Raw genomic sequence first — 17,831 nt, forward strand, 5'->3', positions numbered from 1 at the left:
GCTTTTCATCGAAAAGCATCTATGGCATAGTCGGCTCCGAATTGGATGGTGATTCAAACCGGAATTGCGAGCGTCTCATGCTGCTGTCACGCATGCTCGTGAGACGAACAACGCCAATCGAATATCGAAACATCGGAACTGCGAGGGCAACATATGAATACGTCCGTGGGTGGCATTCGTCGTCTCGGCATGCGCGCACTGCTGGTCGACGACGAGATCGCACAGGAATCGGCGACAGGCCGTGCGGTCCGCACGCTGAGCGCCGAACTCGCGCAGCGCGGCATCGACGTGCTCACCGCAACCACCGCCGACGATGCGATCGTGCTGGTCCGCTCGGATCCGTCGATCCAGTGCGTGCTGCTCGACTGGGATCTCGGCGTGGACGGCCACGGGCCGTCCGAGGCCGTGGTCGATGCGATCCGCCATCGCAACGCCAACGTGCCGATCTTCCTGCTGGCCGACCGCAGCGTCGCGTCGACGGTGCCGGCGGCGGTGATGGGCAAGGTCGACGATTTCGTGTGGCTGCTCGAAGACACCCCCGACTTCATCGGCGGGCGCATTCATGCCGCGATCGAACGCTACCGCGCAACCGTGCTGCCGCCGATGTTCGGCGCGCTCGCGAAATTCTCGCGCGTCTACGAATACTCGTGGCATACGCCGGGCCACACGGGCGGCACGGGTTTCCTGAAATCGCCGGTCGGCCGCGCGTTCTTCGAATACTTCGGCGAATCGCTGTTCCGCTCCGACCTGTCGATCTCGGTCGGTGAACTCGGCTCGCTGCTCGATCACTCGGGCCCGATCGGCGAAAGCGAACGCTACGCGGCGCGCGTGTTCGGCGCGCATCGCACGTATCACGTGACGAACGGCTCGTCGACGTCGAACCGCATCATCCTGATGGCGAGCGTGAGCCGCGACCAGATCGCGCTGTGCGACCGCAACTGTCACAAGTCGGCCGAGCATGCGATGACGATGTCGGGCGCGATCCCGACCTACCTCGTGCCGACGCGCAATCGCTACGGGATCATCGGGCCGATCGCGTCGGAGCGCCTCACGCAGACGGCGATCCGCGAGGCGATCGCATCGAACCCGCTCGCGGCAGGCCTTGCCGACCGCCAGCCGAAACACGCGATCGTCACGAACTCGACTTACGACGGCCTGTGCTACAACGTCGCGCGCGTCGAGGAGCTGCTCGGCGCGAGCGTCGATCGCCTGCACTTCGACGAAGCGTGGTATGGCTACGCGCGTTTCAATCCGATCTACCGCGACCGCCATGCGATGCACGGCGACCCGCGCGACCATCATGCGGACCGGCCCACGGTGTTCGCGACGCAGTCGACGCACAAGCTGCTGACCGCGCTGTCGCAGGCGTCGTACATCCACGTGCGCGACGGCCGCAACCCGATTCCGCATGGCCAGTTCAACGAAACGTTCATGATGCACGCGTCGACGTCGCCGAACTACGCGATCATCGCGTCGAACGACGTCGCGGCCGCGATGATGGACGGCCCCGGCGGCGAAGCGCTGACGCACGAGTCGATCGAGGAAGCCGTCGCGTTCCGGCAGATGATCGGACGGATGAACGCCGAGTACGCTGCGAAGGGCGACTGGTTCGTCGAATGCTGGCAGCCCGATACGGTGCTCGACACGCGCACGGGCCGCTCGCTGCCGTTCCACGAAGCGCCGCCGGACCTGCTCGCGACCGACCCGTCGTGCTGGACGCTCAAACCCGGTGCGCAATGGCACGGCTTCGGCAACATCGAGGACGGCTACTGCATGCTCGACCCGATCAAGGTGTCGATCGTCACGCCGGGTGTCGCGCCGGCCGGCGGCCTGATGCCGGTCGGCATTCCGGCGAGCGTGCTGACCGCGTATCTCGACGCGCGCGGGATCGTCGTCGAGAAAACGACCGACTTCACGATCCTGTTCCTGTTCTCGATCGGCATCACGAAGGGCAAGTGGGGCTCGCTCGTCAGCGCGCTGTGCGACTTCAAGCGCGACTACGACGCGAACCTGTCGCTCGAATTCGCGATTCCGTCGCTCGCGAAGGAGCATGGCGCGCGTTATGCGGGCATGGGGCTGAAGGATCTCGCCGACACGATGTTCGCGGCGATGGAGCAGCTCGGCACGACGCGGCTGATGTCCGAGGCGTTCTCGATCCTGCCGAAGCCGGAGATGAGCCCGGTGCGCGCATACGAGCATCTCGTGCAGGGCCGCGTCGAGCAGGTCACGCTCGACGAACTGGCCGGGCGCACGGTCGCCACCGGCGTCGTGCCGTATCCGCCGGGCATTCCGCTGCTGATGCCGGGCGAGAACGCGGGGCCGGCCGGCGGCCCGGTGCTCGGCTACCTGAAGGCGCTCGAAGCGTACGACCAGCGCTTCCCGGGCTTCGCGCACGACACGCACGGCGTCGAAGTCGAGGACGGCACGTATCGCGTGTACTGCCTGAGCGCCTGACCGGGCAAATGCACGACCGGCCGCGCAGCGGCCTCATATCGAAGGATCGACATCATGGAAAACGCAGCGAGCATGTCCGGCGCGGCCCCCGCGGCTGCGCCGAAGAACCGGATGAACGTCTGGCAACTGACCATCCTGACGGCGGTCAACATGATGGGCTCCGGCATCATCCTGCTGCCCTCGAAACTCGCGCAGGTCGGCACGATCTCGCTGCTGTCGTGGATCGTCACGGCCGGCGGTTCGCTCGCGCTGGCCTATGCGTTCGCGCGCTGCGGGATGCTGAGCCGCAAGCCGGGCGGGATGGGCGGCTATGCGGAGTACGCATTCGGCAAGGCCGGCAACTACATGGCGAACTACACGTACGGGCTGTCGCTCGTGATCGCCAACGTCGCGATCGGCGTCACGGCGGTGGGCTACGGCACCGTGCTGTTCGACGCGACGCTGTCGCCGCTGCAAACCGGGCTCTGGACGATCTTCCTGCTCGTGCTCACGACGGTCGCGAACTTCGGCGGCTCGCGCATCACCGGCCGGATCGGCGCGGTGACCGTGTGGGGCGTGATCATCCCGGTCGTCGTCGTGTCGCTGATCGGCTGGTTCTGGTTCAGCGGCGCGACCTGGGGCGCCGCGTGGAATCCGCACAACATGCCGTTCGGGCCGGCCGTCGGCGGCTCGATCGCGGTGACGCTGTGGGCGTTCCTCGGGCTCGAATCGGCGTGCGCGAACTCCGACGCCGTCGAGAATCCGGAGCGCAACGTGCCGATCGCGGTGCTGGGCGGTACGGTCGCGTCGGCGATCTTCTACATCGTGTCGACCAACGTGATCGCGGGGATCGTGCCCAACGCGATCCTCGCGGCGTCGAACGCGCCGTTCGGCATCGCGTTCGCGACGATGTTCACGCCGACCGTCGGCACGATCGTCACCGCGCTGATGGTGATCGCGTGCATCGGCTCGCTGCTCGGCTGGCAGTTCACGGTCGCGCAGGTTTTCAAGAGCTCGGCGGACGTCGGTTACTTCCTGCCGGTGTTCGCGAAGGCGACGCGCACGGGCACGCCGATCGTCGGCATGGTGATCCTGCTTGTCGCGCAGGTCGCGCTGGCGCTGATGACGATCAGCCCGGAGTTGAGCAGCCAGTTCCAGAAGATCGTCGATCTCGCGGTCGTCACGAACCTCGTGCCCTACGTGATGTCGATGGCTGCGCTGATCACGATCCAGAAGGTCGCGAAGGTGCCGCCGGCCAAGGCACTGGTGACGAACGTGATCGCGATGGTGGCCACCGCGTACAGCTTCTATGCGCTGTTCAGTTCGGGCGAGCAGGCGCTGATGCTCGGCGGCCTGTGCGTGTTCCTGGGCTGGACGCTGTTCGGTTTCGTCAGCGCGCGCTTCTACCAGATGGAAGTCGACGCGCACGTGAAGGAGCCGGGCAAGTCGCTGCAGGCGTGATGACGGCGGCGGCGGCGGTGGCGGCCATCGGCCGCTACCGCCGGTTTTTCGTCAGCAGCAGCGGGATTTCCTTTTTCAGCAGATCGACGACGGCCCGCACGCGCGGCGGCAGCGGCCGCTGCGCATGCACCAGCACGTTGAGCGCGAAGTCGGGCACGACGTACCGAGGCAGCACCCGGACGAGCTTGCCGAGTGCGAGCGCTTCGGCGCAGGCCGGTTGCTGCACGACGCCGATGCCGCCGCCGGCCGCGATCGTGTCGAACATCGGCCGCCAGTGGCTCGTCGTCATGACCGTGCGGATGCGCGCGTATTCGACCGCACCGCCTTCTTGCTGCAGCGGCAGTTGTTCGTTGGCGAACACGCCCTTCACGCGGATGAACGGGTGGTTCGCGAGATCGGCCTTCGTTTCGAGCGGCGTGTTCCGATCGAGATACGACGGTGCGGCCACGAGCACGCGGCCGACCTCGCCGAGCGCGTACGCGACGAAACCGCCGTCGCCGAGCTGGCCGACGCGAATCGAAATGTCGACGCCTTCCGTGACCGGATCGACGATGTCGTCGTTCAGCACCAGATCGATGTGCAGTTTCGGATATGCGTTGCGGACGTGCATCAGCACACCCGGCATCACGACCTCGCCGAAACATTGCGGCGCCGCCAGCCGGATCGTGCCGTCGAGCGCGTTTTCCGTCTTCGATACCGACGCGACCGCCATTTCGGCCGCCTCGATCAGCGCCTTGCTGCGCTCGTAGAAAATGCGGCCTTCTTCCGTGCAGGCGAGGGTGCGCGCACTGCGCATCAGCAACCGCGTGCCGAGGTGCTTTTCGAGCTTCTCGATGCGCTCGCTGACGGCCGGCTGGCCCATGTCGAGATCCCGCGCCGCGCCGGACATCGTCCCGCGCTCCACGACCCTGACGTAGATGCGCATCGTCGCCAACAAATCCATGAAGTCGCGCCTGTTGTCTGCCTGTCCGATTCCGGGCGCCGTCGACGGACGACGACGCATGCCGGAGCGTATTCCGCTCGACGGATGGTATCAAAGCCGAGGCGGTCCCACGGTGCAGGCGGGGCCGATACTGACTATCGGCCGCGGATATGCCATGCGCCGAAGCCGCGTGTGTTCGTCGGCGCGATGAGCGAAAATCGGTGTCCGCGCGACCGACAGGAAACGGTGACATGACGCAACAGGACGAAGCGGCGCGCACGCGATGCGTCGCATGGCAGATTGTGCAGACCTGGCAGGCGGCCGAATGGTGCCGGCTCGTGGAGACGCGAACCGGCGTCGATCTGTCGGGCTCGGTGTCGGGCGCGCTCGACGGCACGCCGTTTCGCATCGACTACGCGATCGCGTGCGATGCCGGCTGGCTCACACGCTCTGTGCGCGTGACACGCTGGGTCGGCGCGCTGTCGCAGCAGGTGGACATCGCATGCGACGGCGGACGCTGGACGATCGACGGCGTCGACGCACCGGCGCTCGCGGGCGCGACGGACATCGACCTCGGTTTCAGTCCGTCGACCAATACGCTTCCGATCCGGCGGCTGGCGCTGGCGGTCGGCGATTCGGCGGTGATTCACACAGCGTGGCTGCGTTTTCCGGAATTCGAAGTCGTGCGTGGCGAACAGCGCTATACGCGCACGGCGCCGCGCGTCTATCGCTACGAGAGCGGCACGTATGCGGCCGATATCGCAGTCGACGAAACGGGTCTCGTCACCGACTACGACGAATGGCGGCGCATCGGCGCCGCGCCTGCGCCGTAACGCGTCGCATCCCGCACCGGCGGCGCGTCAGCGCGCGCTGGCGACCGTCAGCTTGCCCGGAATCAGCTTCAGCGTGCTGAACGCGTCGGCGATGTTCTGCTGGTAAGCGATCGTCGCGTCGGTGACGGGCTGCACGCCGTAGCCGGCGCGTTTGAGCGCGACTTCGAGCGTCGGCGCGTCGAGGCCGACGAGCGGCGACAGTTGCGCGGCGACCTCGGGAACATGGTCGCGCGCCCAGCGATCGACCGCGTCGACTTCGTCGAGCAGCGCCCGCAGCACCTGCGGGTGAGCGGACGCATACTTGCGCGCGGCGAGGTAATACTGCGTGTTGCGCACGAGCCCTTCGCCGTTCGCGATCGCGCGCGCGCCGAGTTGCCGCTCGGCGGCCGCCAGGTACGGATCCCAGATCACCCACGCATCGACGCTGCGCTGCACGAACGCGGCGCGCGCGTCGGCCGGCGTCAGGTAGATCGGCTGGATATCGGCATACGTGAGGCCCGCGTGTTCGAGCGCCTTCACGAGCAGGTAGTGGACGTTCGAGCCCTTGTTGAACGCGACCTTCTTGCCGCGCAGTTGCGCGACGTTGCGGATCGGCGAATCGGGCAGCACGACGATCGCCTCGCCCTGCGGCGCGGGCGGCTCGTTGCCGATATAGACGAAATCGACGCCGGCCGCCTGCGCGAAGATCGGCGGCGTTTCGCCGACCGTGCCGACGTCGATCGCGCCGGCGTTCAGCCCTTCGAGCAGTTGCGGGCCGGCCGGGAACTCGAGCCATTGCACCGTCACGCCCTGGCTCGCGAGACGTTTCTCGAGCGTGCCGCGCGCCTTGAGCACGACGAAGTTGCCGTATTTCTGGAAGCCGATGCGCAGCCGCGTGCCGTTGTCGTCGGCCCGCGCGGGCAGGGCCGCGAGCGGGCCGAGCGCGAGCCCGGCCAGCCCGGCGGCTGCGCCTTGCAGCCACTGGCGGCGGTGCGGGTTCGCCGGTGTCGTTTCAACGTCTGCGTGCGGTGTGTCGTTCATCGGGCCGTCCTGCGTGCGGGTTCACGGGCCGCGCGCGAAGGCGGCGCGGCCGGCACAGGGCGAAGCCGGGTGCGGGCGATGCTCGCAACGGGCCGGCCCGCGCCGGATTCAGGACGATACGGCCGCGCGGGCCGGCAGCCAACCAACGAATCCGCATATGCAAATCAGCGGCGCTCAGGCTGCGTCGGCGGCGCTTTCCTCGATCGAATCGACACGGTCCGGATAGAACGCAAGGTGCCCGCGAATCGCTTCGACGGCGGAATACGGATGCTCGTACGTCCACACGGCGTTGGTCGCGCGTTCGCCGCCGGCGGGGATCGAGTAGTACGCGCAGTCACCCTTGTACGGGCAGTACGTCGCATGGTCCGTGCGTTGCAGCAACGACATGTCGGTGTCCGAGCGCGGAATGTAGAGCACGGCCGGGTAGCTCGCCTCGCGCAGCGCGAGCGCGCGGCGCGTATCGGCGACGACCTTGCCGGCCACCGTGACCACCACGCGCGACGGATGCGGTTCGACCGTGATCGGATGATCGGGGCCCGGCGCTTTCACGGGACGAGAGGGCGTATCGGGGTTGATCGACATCGTGTGACCTCCAGGACTCGGCGGAACGGCGGCGGCGGGCGGATCCCGGCGCGCCCGTGCCGGCGCTTGCCAGCCGATACGATGCGCCAATTCCGCGGAATCTGCAGGGGGCCGGAATGATGTCGGCGCGCAGCGCGCGACAGCGCCGCCAGGCAACCTTCCGGCGCTCGCGTGGACATTTTCATGCACGGGCAGCGGGATGCATTCACGGCGATAAGCAACGCCGAATTAATTGGTAAGGGATCGGCGGGATGCGCGCGAAGATCGGCCGTCGTCATTCGCATGACAGCCATTTCTTTCCGCCACCATGAAGATTCCTTTCGTTTTGCCAGCCGTGCGCCGCGCGCGCGGGGCATCGCATCCGTTTACCGTGCTGCGCTGCGTGGCGGCGTCGCTGTTGCTCGCCGGCGCGGCCACGCACGCGTTCGCAGCGCCCACCGGCAAGACGCTCGTGTACTGCACCGAAGGCAGCCCGGCCGGCTTCGATCCGGGCCAGCACACGACGAGCACCGATTTCGACGCGAGCACGTACACGATCTACAACGGGCTCGTGCAGTTCAAGCGCGGCACGCTCGATCTCGAACCGTCGCTCGCGACGAGCTGGGACGTGTCGCCCGACCAGCGCACGATTACGTTCCACCTGCGGCGCGGCGTGAAATTCCAGACGACCGCGTGGTTCAAGCCGACGCGCCCGTTCCAGGCGGACGACGTCGTGTTCACGTTCCGCCGGATGCTCGATCCCGACGATCCGTTCCGCAAGGCCTACCCGGTCAGCTTCCCGTACTTCAGCGATCTCGGTTTCGACCGCAACGTCGAGCGCATCGAGAAGGTCGACGACTATACGGTGCGTTTCGTGCTGAAGTCGCCCGACGTCGTGTTCGTGCGCAATCTCGCGATGGCGTTCGCGTCGATCCTGTCGGCCGAATATGCGTCGCAGCTTGCGGCGCGCCATCGCGAGGCCGACATCAACCAGTTCCCGGTCGGCACGGGGCCGTTCCTGCTGCGCACTTACCAGAAGGACGCGCTGATCCGCTACGACGCGAACCCCGACTACTGGAAGCCGGACGACGTGAAGCTCGCGCGCCTCGTGTTCGCGATCACGCCCGATCCGGCCGCGCGCCTGCAGAAGCTGGTGGCCGACGAATGCCAGGTGTCGGTGTTTCCGCGACCGGCCGATCTCGAGACGGTACGGCGCGACCCGAAGCTGACGCTGTTTTCCGGAATGGGTTTCAACGTCGGCTTCGTCGCGTACAACACGCAGCATGCGCCGCTCGATCGCGTCGACGTGCGGCGCGCGCTCGATATCGCGATCGACAAGACGGCGATCGTGAAGACCGTTTTCAACGGCGATGCGAAGATCGCGACGAACCCGATGCCGCCCTCGCAATGGTCGTACAACCCGCGCCTGAAGGATGCGCCGCGCGACCCGGCCGCCGCGAAGGCGCTGCTCGCGCAGGCCGGTTTCCCGAACGGTTTCGACCTGACGCTGTGGGCGATGCCGGTGCAGCGCCCGTACAACCCGAATGCGCAATTGATGGCGCAGCTGATCCAGCAGGACTGGGCGAAGATCGGCGTGCGCGCGAAGATCGTCAGCTACGAATGGGGCGAATACAACCGCCGCGCGAAGCGCGAAGGGCAGCACGACGCGATCCTGTACGGCTGGTCGGGCGACAACGGTGACCCCGACAACTGGCTCGGCACGCTGCTCGGCTGCGACGCGGTGCACGGCAGCAACCTCGCGAAGTGGTGCAACCAGGATTTCGAAAAACTCGTGAGCGCGGCGCGCTCGAATGCGGATGTCGCGAAGCGCACGGCGCTGTACGAGCAGGCGCAGGTCGTGTTCAAGGACCAGGTGCCGTTCACGCCGATCGCGACGTCGATCGTGTCGCTGCCGATATCGAAGCGAGTACACGGGCTGACGTTCTCGCCGCTCGGCGGGCACCGGTTCGACGGCGTGTGGCTGGATTGACGAGGGAGGCCGGCGCGCTCGCGCGCGCCGGTGCGGGTGCCGTCAGTTGAGGGCGATAGCCGCCGCGGCTTCGACCGGCGAGCCTTCGAGCGCGACCGACGGCCGGCCGTCGGGGCCGACCGGCACATCGCCGGCGAGCGTCGTGCGATAGAGCTGGCGGTCGAAGTCGAGATCGAAGATGTCGACGGGCGCGAGATGCGCGGTCGCGCGGTTGTCCCAGAACGCGATGCTGCGCGGTTCCCACTTGAAGCGGATCGTGAATTCCGGCCGCGTCACGTGTTCCCACAGCAGTTCGAGCAGCGCCTGGCTCTCGCGCGGCGCCAGCCCCACGATCGATTTCAGGAAGCTCGGGCTCACGTACAGCGCACGTTCGCCGGTCTCCGGATGCACGCGCACGAGCGGATGTTCGGTCACGAGCGGGCGGCGCTCGACCGCTTCGTCGAACGCGCCCGTGGCGCGCGCGCCGGCCGGCGGCGTGAAGCGGTGGATGCCGCGCAGGCCGTCGACGAAGCCGCGCAGCGGCGCGGACAGCGTTTCATACGCGCGGACGAGATTGGTCCAGTGCGTGTCGCCGCCGTACGGCGGGATCGTCACGCCGCGCAGGATCGACGCCCACGGCGGGTTCACGGCGGCCGTCACGTCGGTGTGCCAGCCCGTCCAAGGCCGACGCACCGGCTCGCCTTCGAAACGCGTCGCCTTGCGGTGCTTTGCGACCGAATACACGGCCGGATGGCCGTCGACGTGCCCGAACACCGGGTGGCCGACCGTCGGCTCGCCGAACTGCGCGGAGAATGCGACGTGCTGGTCGTGCGTGAGGAATTGCTCGCGGAAGAAGATGACGCGCCATTTCAGCAGCGCGGCGCGGATGGCCGCGATCTGCGGCGTGGTCAACGGTTGCGTGAGGTCGACGCCGCGTATTTCCGCGCCGATATGGGCGGACAGCGGGATCACGTCGACCGGCTGGGCGGCGGGTTCGAGTAGGGCGCTCATGCGACGCTCCTGGCGGAAGTGGATGGGGTGAAGGGCCGACATCGTTGCGCGAACGCGCGTCGGTCAGGTGGCGAGGGGTTCATGGCCGGATTCCGGTGGAGGGTGGCCGTGCACACGCGGCGGCGCGCCGGGCATGGCGCCGCCGCGCTGCGCCGGCGTTATTGCAGCGTCGCGCCCGGCCCCTTCAGCACGACGCTCTGGCGGCCGTCGATGCCGACCGGCACGTCGCCGTGCACGGTCGCGCGGCGCACGACGCGGCGCGCATCGCCGTAATCGTTGATCGCGTAGTGCTGCGTCGCGCGGTTGTCCCAGATCGCGACGTCGCCTTCCTGCCAGTTCCAGCGCACGGTGTTTTCGAGGCGCGTCACGTGCTCATGGAAGACCTGCAGCAGATGCGCGGAATCCTGCGCCGACAGCCCCTTGATCTTCTGCACGAAGTGCCCGAGCACGAGCGTGCGTTCGCCGGTTTCCGGATGCACGCGCACGACCGGATGCTCGGTTTCGTAGACGGTCGACGTGAACACTTCGCGGTAGCGCTTCAGTTGCGCATCGTCGGCGTGCACGTGCGTCGACGCGTAGTCGTAGGCGTTCGTATGGACCGCCCACAACGTGTCGGCAAGCGCACGCAGCGGGTCGGGAAGGTGCGTGTATGCGGCGGCCGTGTTGGCCCACACGGTGTCGCCGCCGAACGGCGGAATCACGAGCGCGCGCAGGATCGAGATCTTCGGGTACGCATCGACGAACGTCACGTCGGTGTGCCACGAATTGGCGCGCGCGCCGTGCGCGGAATCGAGTTCGAGCAGGTGCGCGCTGCCGTCGACGGACGGCACGGTCGGGTGCGCGACCGTGTCGCCGAAGCGGCGCGCGAACGCTTCCTGCGCGGTGTCGTCGAGATGGCGCTGGCCGCGGAAGAACAGCACCTTGTGGCGCAGCAGCGCGGCCTGGATCGCGTCGAACGTTGCATCGTCGAGCGTGGACGACAGCCGGACGCCGGCGATCTCGGCGCCGATCCGGCCGGCGACCTGGCGAATCTGAAGCGGGGCGGCGGCCGTGCGCGGCGCGGCGTGCGAAGCATGCGAAGACGAGTGGGCGGCGTGCTGGACTTCGGACATCGGGAGTCTCCTGGAGTCGGATCGGTTGAATCTCCATTCAAGCAGGGACCGCGCGGAACCGGAACCGATGAATCGTCACAACCTTAGCGTGCGTGCTGCGATGATCGATATGCGTCGGCATGCTGAGCAATGCGGCGCGTCGTGCGTCTACCACGCGAGGCGCCATTCACCGATCCGGTGCGCGCGACGCGCGTCGACACGCTTGCCGCCTCCCGGCGGTTCGGTGTCGTCGAAATCGGCGAGCACGGTGTCGCGCAACCGCGCGAATTCGGGCGAATCGCGCCGGCGCGGTCGCGGCAATGCGACGTCGACGATGCGCTCGATGCGGCCCGGGCGAGGCGCCATCGTGACGACACGGTCGCCGAGATAGACGGCTTCGTCGACATCGTGCGTGACGAGCACCATCGTGATGCGCTCCTGCTCCCAGATGCGCAGCAACTCGTTCTGCATCCGCGCGCGGGTCTGCGCATCGAGCGCGCCGAACGGTTCGTCGAGCAGCAGCACGCGCGGGCGGTTCACGAGGCCGCGCGCGATCGCGACGCGCTGCGCCATCCCGCCCGACAACTGATTCGGATACGCGTGCTCGAACCCGTTCAGCCCGACGAGCGCGATGTGATCCGCGACCGCGCGCCGCTTCGCGGCCGCGTCGAGCGGTGCGTTGCGCAGCGCGGATTCGATGTTCTGTTCGACGGTCAGCCACGGAAACAGCCGGTGATCCTGGAACACGATGCCGCGCTGCAGCGACGTGTCGCGCACGCGCTCGTCGCCGGCGCGGATCTCGCCCGTGTAGTCGGCATCGAGCCCCGCGATCAGCCGCAGCAGCGTCGACTTGCCGCAACCGCTCGCGCCGACGATCGTGACGAATTCGCCGGCACGCACGTGCAGCGACACGTCGTCGAGCACGGCGAGCGACGCGCCGCGTTGTGCGTAGTGCTTGCTCACGTGGAGGATGTCGAGCGAATCGGAGGCGAGGTTCGTCATGGCGGTGCGAAGAAGGTGGCGGCAGGGAAGGAAGCGGCGGTCAGCGCGGCAGGTCGCCGCGCCGGGCCAGCACCGTGCGTTCGATCGCACGCGCGATCGCGTTCAGTGCCCAGCCGGTCACGCCGACGACGATGATCCCGAACAGCACGAGGTCCATCCGGAACTGCTCGCTGCCGTCGATCAACGTGTTGCCGATGCCGCTGCCTGACACGAGCAGGTATTCGGCGCCGAGCGTCGCGAGCCACGAATAGATCAGGCCGAGATACAGCCCGGTGAAGATCGACGGCAGCGCGGCCGGCAGGATCACGTAGCGGACCAACTGGAGCCGCGAGTAGCGCAGCGCGCGGGCCACGTCGACATACGCGCGCGGCACCGCATGAATGCCGTCGCACGTATGCGCGGCGACGGGCAGCAGCGCGGCGAGCGACAGGAACACGACCTTGGCGACGTCGCCGAGGCCGAACCACACGGAAATCAGCGGAATCCACGCGAACAGCGAGATCTGCTTGAACGTGTCGAAGCTCGGGCCGACCATCCGCGCGGTGACGCGCGACAGCCCGAGCGCGGTACCGAGCAGCAGCCCGGCCGCCGCGCCGATCGCGAAGCCGCACGCTTCGCGCGCGAGCGATGCGGACAGCGCGCGGGCGAGCGCGCCGCTCGTCGCTTGCGCCCACGCGGTATGCAGCACGTCGGCCGGGCTGACGAGCAGCCCGCTTTTCACGAGGTGCGTGGCGGCGATCGCCCACCAGAGCGCGAATGCGATGAGCGGCAGCACCAGACCGCGCCAATTCGGCGCATGCAGGCGGCGGGTGGCCGCGACGGCCGGCGGCGTATCGTCCGGCGTCAGCGCGGGCGTGGCGGAATGCGGCACGGATGGGGCTCCTTGGGTTGCGCGGGCAGGCGGCGGGCTCAACCGCGGAACGCGGACGGCACGCCGCGGCGCAGGCGTGCTTCGAGCACGTCGAGCAGCCGGTTGATCACCAGGCCGATCGCGCCGACCACGACCACGGCCGCCATCACGAGATCGAGCTGGAACAGCTGCCGCCCGTACACGATCAGGTAGCCGAGCCCTTCGGACGACGCGACGAGTTCGACGACGACGAGCGCGAGCCACGATTTCGTGAATGCGAGCCGCACGCCGGTCGCGAGCGTCGGGATCGCGGCCGGCAGCACGACGTGGACGATGCGTTGCCGGCGCGTGTAGCCGAACACGCGCGCGACTTCGTCGAGCGTGGGCGGCGTCTGGCGAAAGCCCTGCAGCGTGCTCATCGTGACGGGAACGAGCGCCGCATGTGCGATCAGCAGGTACTTGAGCGGCTCGCCGACGCCGACGAGCAGCAGCAGGAACGGCAGCCAGCCGAGCACCGGAATCTGCACGAGCGCGTTGAAACCGGGCAGCACGTAGGCCTCGAACGTGCGCGACAGGCCGAGCGCGACACCGATCGCGAAACCGAGCAGCGTGCCGGCCGCGAAGCCGACCAGCACGCGCTGCAGGCTGATCAGCGTGTGATGCGCGAGATCGCCGCTCGTCGCGAGTTCGGCGAGCGAGTCGAACACGCGTTCGGGCGGCGGCAGGATCTGCGGGGCGATCCAGCCGCGCGCGCTGCCGACGCTCCACAGCGCGAACAGCAGCGCGGGCAATACCCACGGCGCGAACAGCCACGCCAGCCGTTTCGCCATCGCCGCGCGGTGCAGCTGCGCGGCGAGCGCATGCGGCTCGGACGACGGAATCGGGATCGCGGTGTCGCTCATCGTGGCAGGTCCGGGTCAGGAAAGGGGCTTGCCGGCCGCGTCGTAGCGCGTCCAGTACTGTTCGAGCTTCAGCGTGCGCAATGCGTTGTCGAGATACTTCGGTTCGAACCAGCCATCGACGTCGACCGGCTGGCGGATCAGCTTCAGCTTCAGCGCATCCTGCGCGACGGCCTTGTAGCGCGCGACGAGGAACGGATCGATCAGCGGGGACAGGCGGTCCTTCAGGCGCTGGTTCGCATAGTCGGCCTGCCACGACGAATACGGCACGCCGCTTTTCGCCCACAGCTTGAACAGCGCATCGCGGTTCGCTTCGTCGGACGACCATTGCGCGCCCTTGACCAATGCGTTGACGACGCGCTGCACGACGTCCGGATGTGCGCGCTCGAAATCGTCGAGCACGAGCAGGTGGGTCTGTCGCGTGAACTGCGGGCCGTCGTTCTGCGATTCGTAGATGATCTTCGCGAGGCCGGCGTCGCGCAGCTTGTACAGCAGGTAGTCGCCCACCGACGCGTCGATGCCTTTCGACGCGAGCGCGGCGAGCGAGCTGGCGGCGTCGAGGTTGATCACGCGCAGGTCGCGCTCGCCGAGGCCGTTCTTCGCGAGTGCGTTGTCGGCGACGAGTTGCAGGTTCGTGCCGCGGAAGATCGACACGCGGCGGTCTTTCAGGTCCTTGATGGAGTTGATGGTGGAGTCGGGCGGCACCGCGATCTTCACGCCCGAGCGCACGCTCGCGGCGAGCAGCAGGTGCGTCTTGATCCCGTTCGAGCGCGCGAGCACGGCCGGCAGGTCGCCCTGGTACGCGAAGTCGAGCGCCTTGTTGGCGATCGCCTCGTTGACGGCCGGCCCCGCACCCTTGAAGAACAGCCACTGCACCTTGATGCCGTCGGCCGCGAACTCCTTTTCGACCAGTTGTTGCAATTGCGCGGTGGCCGCGCTCGATCCGCCGAAGGTCGGTGGATCGCCGGCGCCTTGCTGGGCGACGCCGATGCGGATGGTGGCGGGCTTGTCGGCGTGCGCGGCGGTGGCCGGCAACGCAAGGAGGGACGCGATCAGCAGCGATCGCAGCAGGCGCAGTGGAAGCATGAATCGTCGGGTCCGGAACGTTGGGGAACGGGGCCGGGCCTCAGCCCGTCGGGTCATTCTCGATGACGTGCCGGGGCCGGACAAGAAACGATTTGAACTATGCTTATCGCCGCGCGGAGGGTTGCGGGAGCGGGTTCGTGCATGGCTGCGAGCCGGGTTCGGGTGGCCGGCGAGCCGCCCGGACGATGCGGGCGCGCGGCAATCCGCTCAGCGCATGCGGGCGACGTCGATGCGTTCGCCGCGGCCCGCGAGCCGTGCGCGCCGCAGCAGCACGAGCAGCGCGATCGACGTTACAGCGGGGCCGATCTGCGGCAACTTCATCCACGGATTCAGGAATTCGTACAGCGGCAGCGCCCACATGACGACGACGACGCTTTGTTCGCCGCGCCGCCAGCCGTTCTGCGAGCCGATCGCGATCATGCACGCGATCGGGATGCACAGCCAGGGCAGTTCGTAGTGCCAGACATATGGATTCGTGGCCAGCGTCGCGACGGCCAGCACCGCGCCGCGCAGCCGCGCATCGCGGCTGCGGCGCCAGACGATGCACGCGGCCGCGATCGCGATGGCGGCGATGCCGGCTTGTCCGGCGTAGGCGAGGGCCGGCGGCAGGCCCGCGAGGCGAAACGCCGCGAACGGGGTGGGCGACGCAAACCAGAACGGCACGCCATGCTCGATGATCAGCGAGCGCAGCGCGCCGGCGTTTTGCAGGAAGAAGCGGAGCGACTCCATGCCGCCCGTCGCGACCCCCAGTGCGGTGAATGCGACCGCGAATGCCGCGCTCCATGCGAACGCGCGCCACGCGCGTGCGGCAATTAGCACGAACGGGAACAGCAACGCGAGTTGCGGCTTGATCGACAGGAGGCCGATAAAGAAGCCGGCCAGCATCGGCCGCCGGTCGGCGAAATGCACGGCAAGCGCCGCGCACGCCGCGGTCAGCATCGCGTTCTGTCCGTACATCGCGGTGACGAACACGCCCGGGCACGCGAGCAGCGCGAGCCAGCCGAAGCGTCTCGCGCCGGGTGTCGCGGCGAGCCCCGACACGCGCCACACCGACAGGCCGAGCAGCACGATGCCGAGCGCGACGAACAGCGGATAGCTGATCGCATAGGGCAGCAGGGCGAACGGCGCCACCACCAGCAGATACGACGGCGGGTACAGCCACGGCATGAACGCATGACGGCCCGTCAACGGGAACAGGTCGGCGAGCAGCCGCGAGAACGTGGGGACGTCGTAGGCCTGCGACGGCGAGCCGTGCAGCGTCAGATACGACGCGGACCAGAACACCGCATACCCGGAGCCCGGGTGGAACGCGCCCGGCTCGGTCGAGCCGGAGGCGGCCCAGGTCAGCGCCAGCGCAAACAGCAGGCCGCCCGTCAGCATGATCGCGCTGTAGAGCGCGATGCGTGACGGGGTCAGCCAGGGGCGGACCGGGCGTTCGTCACGCGTGATCGACGAGCTGGAAATATCCATGCGCGGTGCTACTTGACCGACAGATTGCGCGGCATCGCCGTGCCCGCGGCGACCGCCTGCCGGCGCCGGGCCACGGCGACGCGCCTGACCGGAAACTGCAGGAGCTTCGAGCCGTCCGGCTGCGCCGCGTGGCGCACGGGCTGCTGGCCCGCGTGCGCATCGGCACGGTAACGGCGCCGCACGAGATAGACCGGGCGCTGCTTCGATTCGTGATAAATGCGGCCGAGATATTCGCCGATCACGCCGATGCCGATCAGCTGGATGCCGCCGATGAACAGCATCACGGAAATCAGCGACGCGTAGCCGTGCACCGGGTTGCCGAACAGCAGCGTGCGCATGACGATATACGCACCGTAGACGAACGAGAGCGCGGCGAACGCGAGGCCGAGGTAGGTCCACACGCGCAGCGGCACGGTGCTGAAGCTCGTGATGCCTTCGAGCGCGAAGTTCCAGCGCCGCCATCCGGAGAATTTCGAGCGGCCGCCGCTGCGCGGCGCGCGCGTGTATTCGATGATCTCGACGCGGTAGCCGATCCACGCGAACAGGCCTTTCATGAAGCGCCGCCGCTCGGGCAGCGCGCGCAGCGCGTCGACGACCTGGCGGTCCATCAGCCGGAAATCGCCGACGTTCTCCGGCATTTCGACCTCGGAGAGCCGGTTGTGCACGCGGTAGTAGAGCGCGGCGGCCACGCGCTGCATCAGCGGATCGCACATGCGGTCGGTACGCTTCGCGGCGACCACCTCGGCGCCCGCGCGCCAGCGTTCGACCATCGCGGGGATCAGTGCCGGCGGGTCCTGCAGGTCGGCGTCGATCAGGATCACGGCCGCGCCGGCGGCTTCGTCGATGCCGGCGGTGAGCGCGGCCTCCTTGCCGAAGCGCCGCGTGAGATCGACGATGCGCACGCGCGGATCGCCGGCCGCGACGTCGATCAGTTTGCCGAGCGTGTCGTCGCGGCTGCCGTCGTTCACGCAAACGATTTCGAAGCGTAGTGCTCCGATCGATTCGAGAATGGGAAGGGTGGTCGCGAAGAATGCATCGATCGCTTCCGCCTCGTCGTGAAAGGGCACGACGAGCGATACCAACGGCTTTCGGGTGTGCGTGGACATTCGTCCCCCCGTGAGATCCGGTCTGCGCCGCATTGTCTGGTCCTGTTGTCGCCGAACGTGCGGAAACGGGTCCGGTTCGGTGCAAATCTTGTGTTTGTGATGGCCTGGAAAGCTTGC

15 protein-coding genes are annotated in these 17,831 nt (G+C 67.9%); 4 read left to right on the plus strand and 11 right to left on the minus strand.

Annotation, left to right across the window (positions count from 1 at the left end; genetic code table 11):
* Window positions 1–153 precede the first annotated feature (153 nt).
* The gene (locus BBJ41_RS18595; protein WP_069747831.1) at window positions 154–2,454 is read left to right on the plus strand and encodes an Orn/Lys/Arg family decarboxylase; all 2,301 of its coding nucleotides are present in this window, start codon (window positions 154–156) and stop codon (window positions 2,452–2,454) included.
* 54 nt (window positions 2,455–2,508) lie between these two features.
* The gene (potE, locus tag BBJ41_RS18600; protein WP_069747832.1) at window positions 2,509–3,894 is read left to right on the plus strand and encodes a putrescine-ornithine antiporter; all 1,386 of its coding nucleotides are present in this window, start codon (window positions 2,509–2,511) and stop codon (window positions 3,892–3,894) included.
* A 34-nt stretch (window positions 3,895–3,928) separates the two neighbouring features.
* On the opposite strand, the gene BBJ41_RS18605 is transcribed toward potE, so the two are convergent.
* Window positions 3,929–4,837: a LysR family transcriptional regulator gene (locus BBJ41_RS18605; protein WP_069747833.1), complete on the minus strand. Its 909-nt coding sequence runs from the start codon at window positions 4,835–4,837 to the stop codon at window positions 3,929–3,931.
* A 230-nt stretch (window positions 4,838–5,067) separates the two neighbouring features.
* Between BBJ41_RS18605 and BBJ41_RS18610 the strand changes: the two genes are divergently transcribed.
* Entirely contained in the window at window positions 5,068–5,649 is a 582-nt protein-coding gene (locus BBJ41_RS18610; RefSeq protein WP_069747834.1) for a putative glycolipid-binding domain-containing protein, read from the plus strand.
* A gap of 27 nt (window positions 5,650–5,676) precedes the next feature.
* Here BBJ41_RS18610 and BBJ41_RS18615 read toward each other — a convergent pair whose 3' ends face one another.
* Together BBJ41_RS18615 and BBJ41_RS18620 are read right to left on the minus strand one after the other, a co-directional pair.
* Window positions 5,677–6,669 carry a sulfonate ABC transporter substrate-binding protein gene (locus BBJ41_RS18615; protein WP_069747835.1) on the minus strand — a complete coding sequence of 331 codons (993 nt, stop codon included), beginning with the start codon at window positions 6,667–6,669 and terminating at the stop codon, window positions 5,677–5,679.
* Window positions 6,670–6,843: 174 nt separating this feature from the next.
* Window positions 6,844–7,251 carry a DUF427 domain-containing protein gene (locus tag BBJ41_RS18620; protein WP_069747836.1) on the minus strand — a complete coding sequence of 136 codons (408 nt, stop codon included), beginning with the start codon at window positions 7,249–7,251 and terminating at the stop codon, window positions 6,844–6,846.
* A gap of 307 nt (window positions 7,252–7,558) precedes the next feature.
* Here BBJ41_RS18620 and BBJ41_RS18625 point away from each other — a divergent pair, with 307 nt between their 5' ends.
* On the plus strand, window positions 7,559–9,220 hold the full coding sequence (locus BBJ41_RS18625; RefSeq protein WP_069747837.1) for an ABC transporter substrate-binding protein: 1,662 nt from the start codon (window positions 7,559–7,561) through the stop codon (window positions 9,218–9,220).
* Between the two features lie 42 nt (window positions 9,221–9,262).
* Here BBJ41_RS18625 and BBJ41_RS18630 read toward each other — a convergent pair whose 3' ends face one another.
* The 8 genes from BBJ41_RS18630 to BBJ41_RS18665 all read right to left on the minus strand — a co-directional run bounded on the left by BBJ41_RS18630 (window position 9,263) and on the right by BBJ41_RS18665 (window position 17,714).
* Window positions 9,263–10,210 (minus strand): TauD/TfdA dioxygenase family protein, encoded by a 948-nt coding sequence (locus tag BBJ41_RS18630; protein ID WP_069747838.1) that lies wholly within the window; start codon window positions 10,208–10,210, stop codon window positions 9,263–9,265.
* 158 nt (window positions 10,211–10,368) lie between these two features.
* The gene (locus tag BBJ41_RS18635) at window positions 10,369–11,322 is read right to left on the minus strand and encodes a TauD/TfdA dioxygenase family protein (RefSeq protein ID WP_069747839.1); all 954 of its coding nucleotides are present in this window, start codon (window positions 11,320–11,322) and stop codon (window positions 10,369–10,371) included.
* 147 nt (window positions 11,323–11,469) lie between these two features.
* Entirely contained in the window at window positions 11,470–12,303 is an 834-nt protein-coding gene (locus BBJ41_RS18640; RefSeq protein WP_069747840.1) for an ABC transporter ATP-binding protein, read from the minus strand.
* Window positions 12,304–12,343: 40 nt separating this feature from the next.
* Entirely contained in the window at window positions 12,344–13,174 is an 831-nt protein-coding gene (locus tag BBJ41_RS18645; protein ID WP_069747841.1) for an ABC transporter permease, read from the minus strand.
* A 38-nt stretch (window positions 13,175–13,212) separates the two neighbouring features.
* Window positions 13,213–14,055: an ABC transporter permease gene (locus BBJ41_RS18650; protein ID WP_069747842.1), complete on the minus strand. Its 843-nt coding sequence runs from the start codon at window positions 14,053–14,055 to the stop codon at window positions 13,213–13,215.
* A gap of 15 nt (window positions 14,056–14,070) precedes the next feature.
* Window positions 14,071–15,138 carry an ABC transporter substrate-binding protein gene (locus BBJ41_RS18655; protein WP_069747843.1) on the minus strand — a complete coding sequence of 356 codons (1,068 nt, stop codon included), beginning with the start codon at window positions 15,136–15,138 and terminating at the stop codon, window positions 14,071–14,073.
* A 207-nt stretch (window positions 15,139–15,345) separates the two neighbouring features.
* The gene (locus tag BBJ41_RS18660) at window positions 15,346–16,608 is read right to left on the minus strand and encodes a glycosyltransferase family 87 protein (RefSeq protein ID WP_069747844.1); all 1,263 of its coding nucleotides are present in this window, start codon (window positions 16,606–16,608) and stop codon (window positions 15,346–15,348) included.
* 8 nt (window positions 16,609–16,616) lie between these two features.
* Entirely contained in the window at window positions 16,617–17,714 is a 1,098-nt protein-coding gene (locus BBJ41_RS18665; protein ID WP_069747845.1) for a glycosyltransferase family 2 protein, read from the minus strand.
* Window positions 17,715–17,831 lie beyond the last annotated feature (117 nt).

Source organism: Burkholderia stabilis (assembly GCF_001742165.1).
Taxonomy (GTDB): Bacteria; Pseudomonadota; Gammaproteobacteria; order Burkholderiales; family Burkholderiaceae; genus Burkholderia; species Burkholderia stabilis.

What these genes read in the sequence shown, in the direction of transcription:
- BBJ41_RS18655 (WP_069747843.1), bottom strand. Translation starts at nt 15,138, where the DNA reads ATGCTTCCACTGCGCCTGCTGCGATCGCTGCTGATCGCGTCCCTCCTT.
- potE (WP_069747832.1), top strand. Translation starts at nt 2,509, where the DNA reads ATGGAAAACGCAGCGAGCATGTCCGGCGCGGCCCCCGCGGCTGCGCCG.
- BBJ41_RS18630 (WP_069747838.1), bottom strand. Translation starts at nt 10,210, where the DNA reads ATGAGCGCCCTACTCGAACCCGCCGCCCAGCCGGTCGACGTGATCCCG.
- BBJ41_RS18625 (WP_069747837.1), top strand. Translation starts at nt 7,559, where the DNA reads ATGAAGATTCCTTTCGTTTTGCCAGCCGTGCGCCGCGCGCGCGGGGCA.
- BBJ41_RS18640 (WP_069747840.1), bottom strand. Translation starts at nt 12,303, where the DNA reads ATGACGAACCTCGCCTCCGATTCGCTCGACATCCTCCACGTGAGCAAG.
- BBJ41_RS18610 (WP_069747834.1), top strand. Translation starts at nt 5,068, where the DNA reads ATGACGCAACAGGACGAAGCGGCGCGCACGCGATGCGTCGCATGGCAG.
- BBJ41_RS18605 (WP_069747833.1), bottom strand. Translation starts at nt 4,837, where the DNA reads ATGGATTTGTTGGCGACGATGCGCATCTACGTCAGGGTCGTGGAGCGC.
- BBJ41_RS18595 (WP_069747831.1), top strand. Translation starts at nt 154, where the DNA reads ATGAATACGTCCGTGGGTGGCATTCGTCGTCTCGGCATGCGCGCACTG.
- BBJ41_RS18620 (WP_069747836.1), bottom strand. Translation starts at nt 7,251, where the DNA reads ATGTCGATCAACCCCGATACGCCCTCTCGTCCCGTGAAAGCGCCGGGC.
- BBJ41_RS18615 (WP_069747835.1), bottom strand. Translation starts at nt 6,669, where the DNA reads ATGAACGACACACCGCACGCAGACGTTGAAACGACACCGGCGAACCCG.
- BBJ41_RS18665 (WP_069747845.1), bottom strand. Translation starts at nt 17,714, where the DNA reads ATGTCCACGCACACCCGAAAGCCGTTGGTATCGCTCGTCGTGCCCTTT.
- BBJ41_RS18660 (WP_069747844.1), bottom strand. Translation starts at nt 16,608, where the DNA reads ATGGATATTTCCAGCTCGTCGATCACGCGTGACGAACGCCCGGTCCGC.
- BBJ41_RS18650 (WP_069747842.1), bottom strand. Translation starts at nt 14,055, where the DNA reads ATGAGCGACACCGCGATCCCGATTCCGTCGTCCGAGCCGCATGCGCTC.
- BBJ41_RS18635 (WP_069747839.1), bottom strand. Translation starts at nt 11,322, where the DNA reads ATGTCCGAAGTCCAGCACGCCGCCCACTCGTCTTCGCATGCTTCGCAC.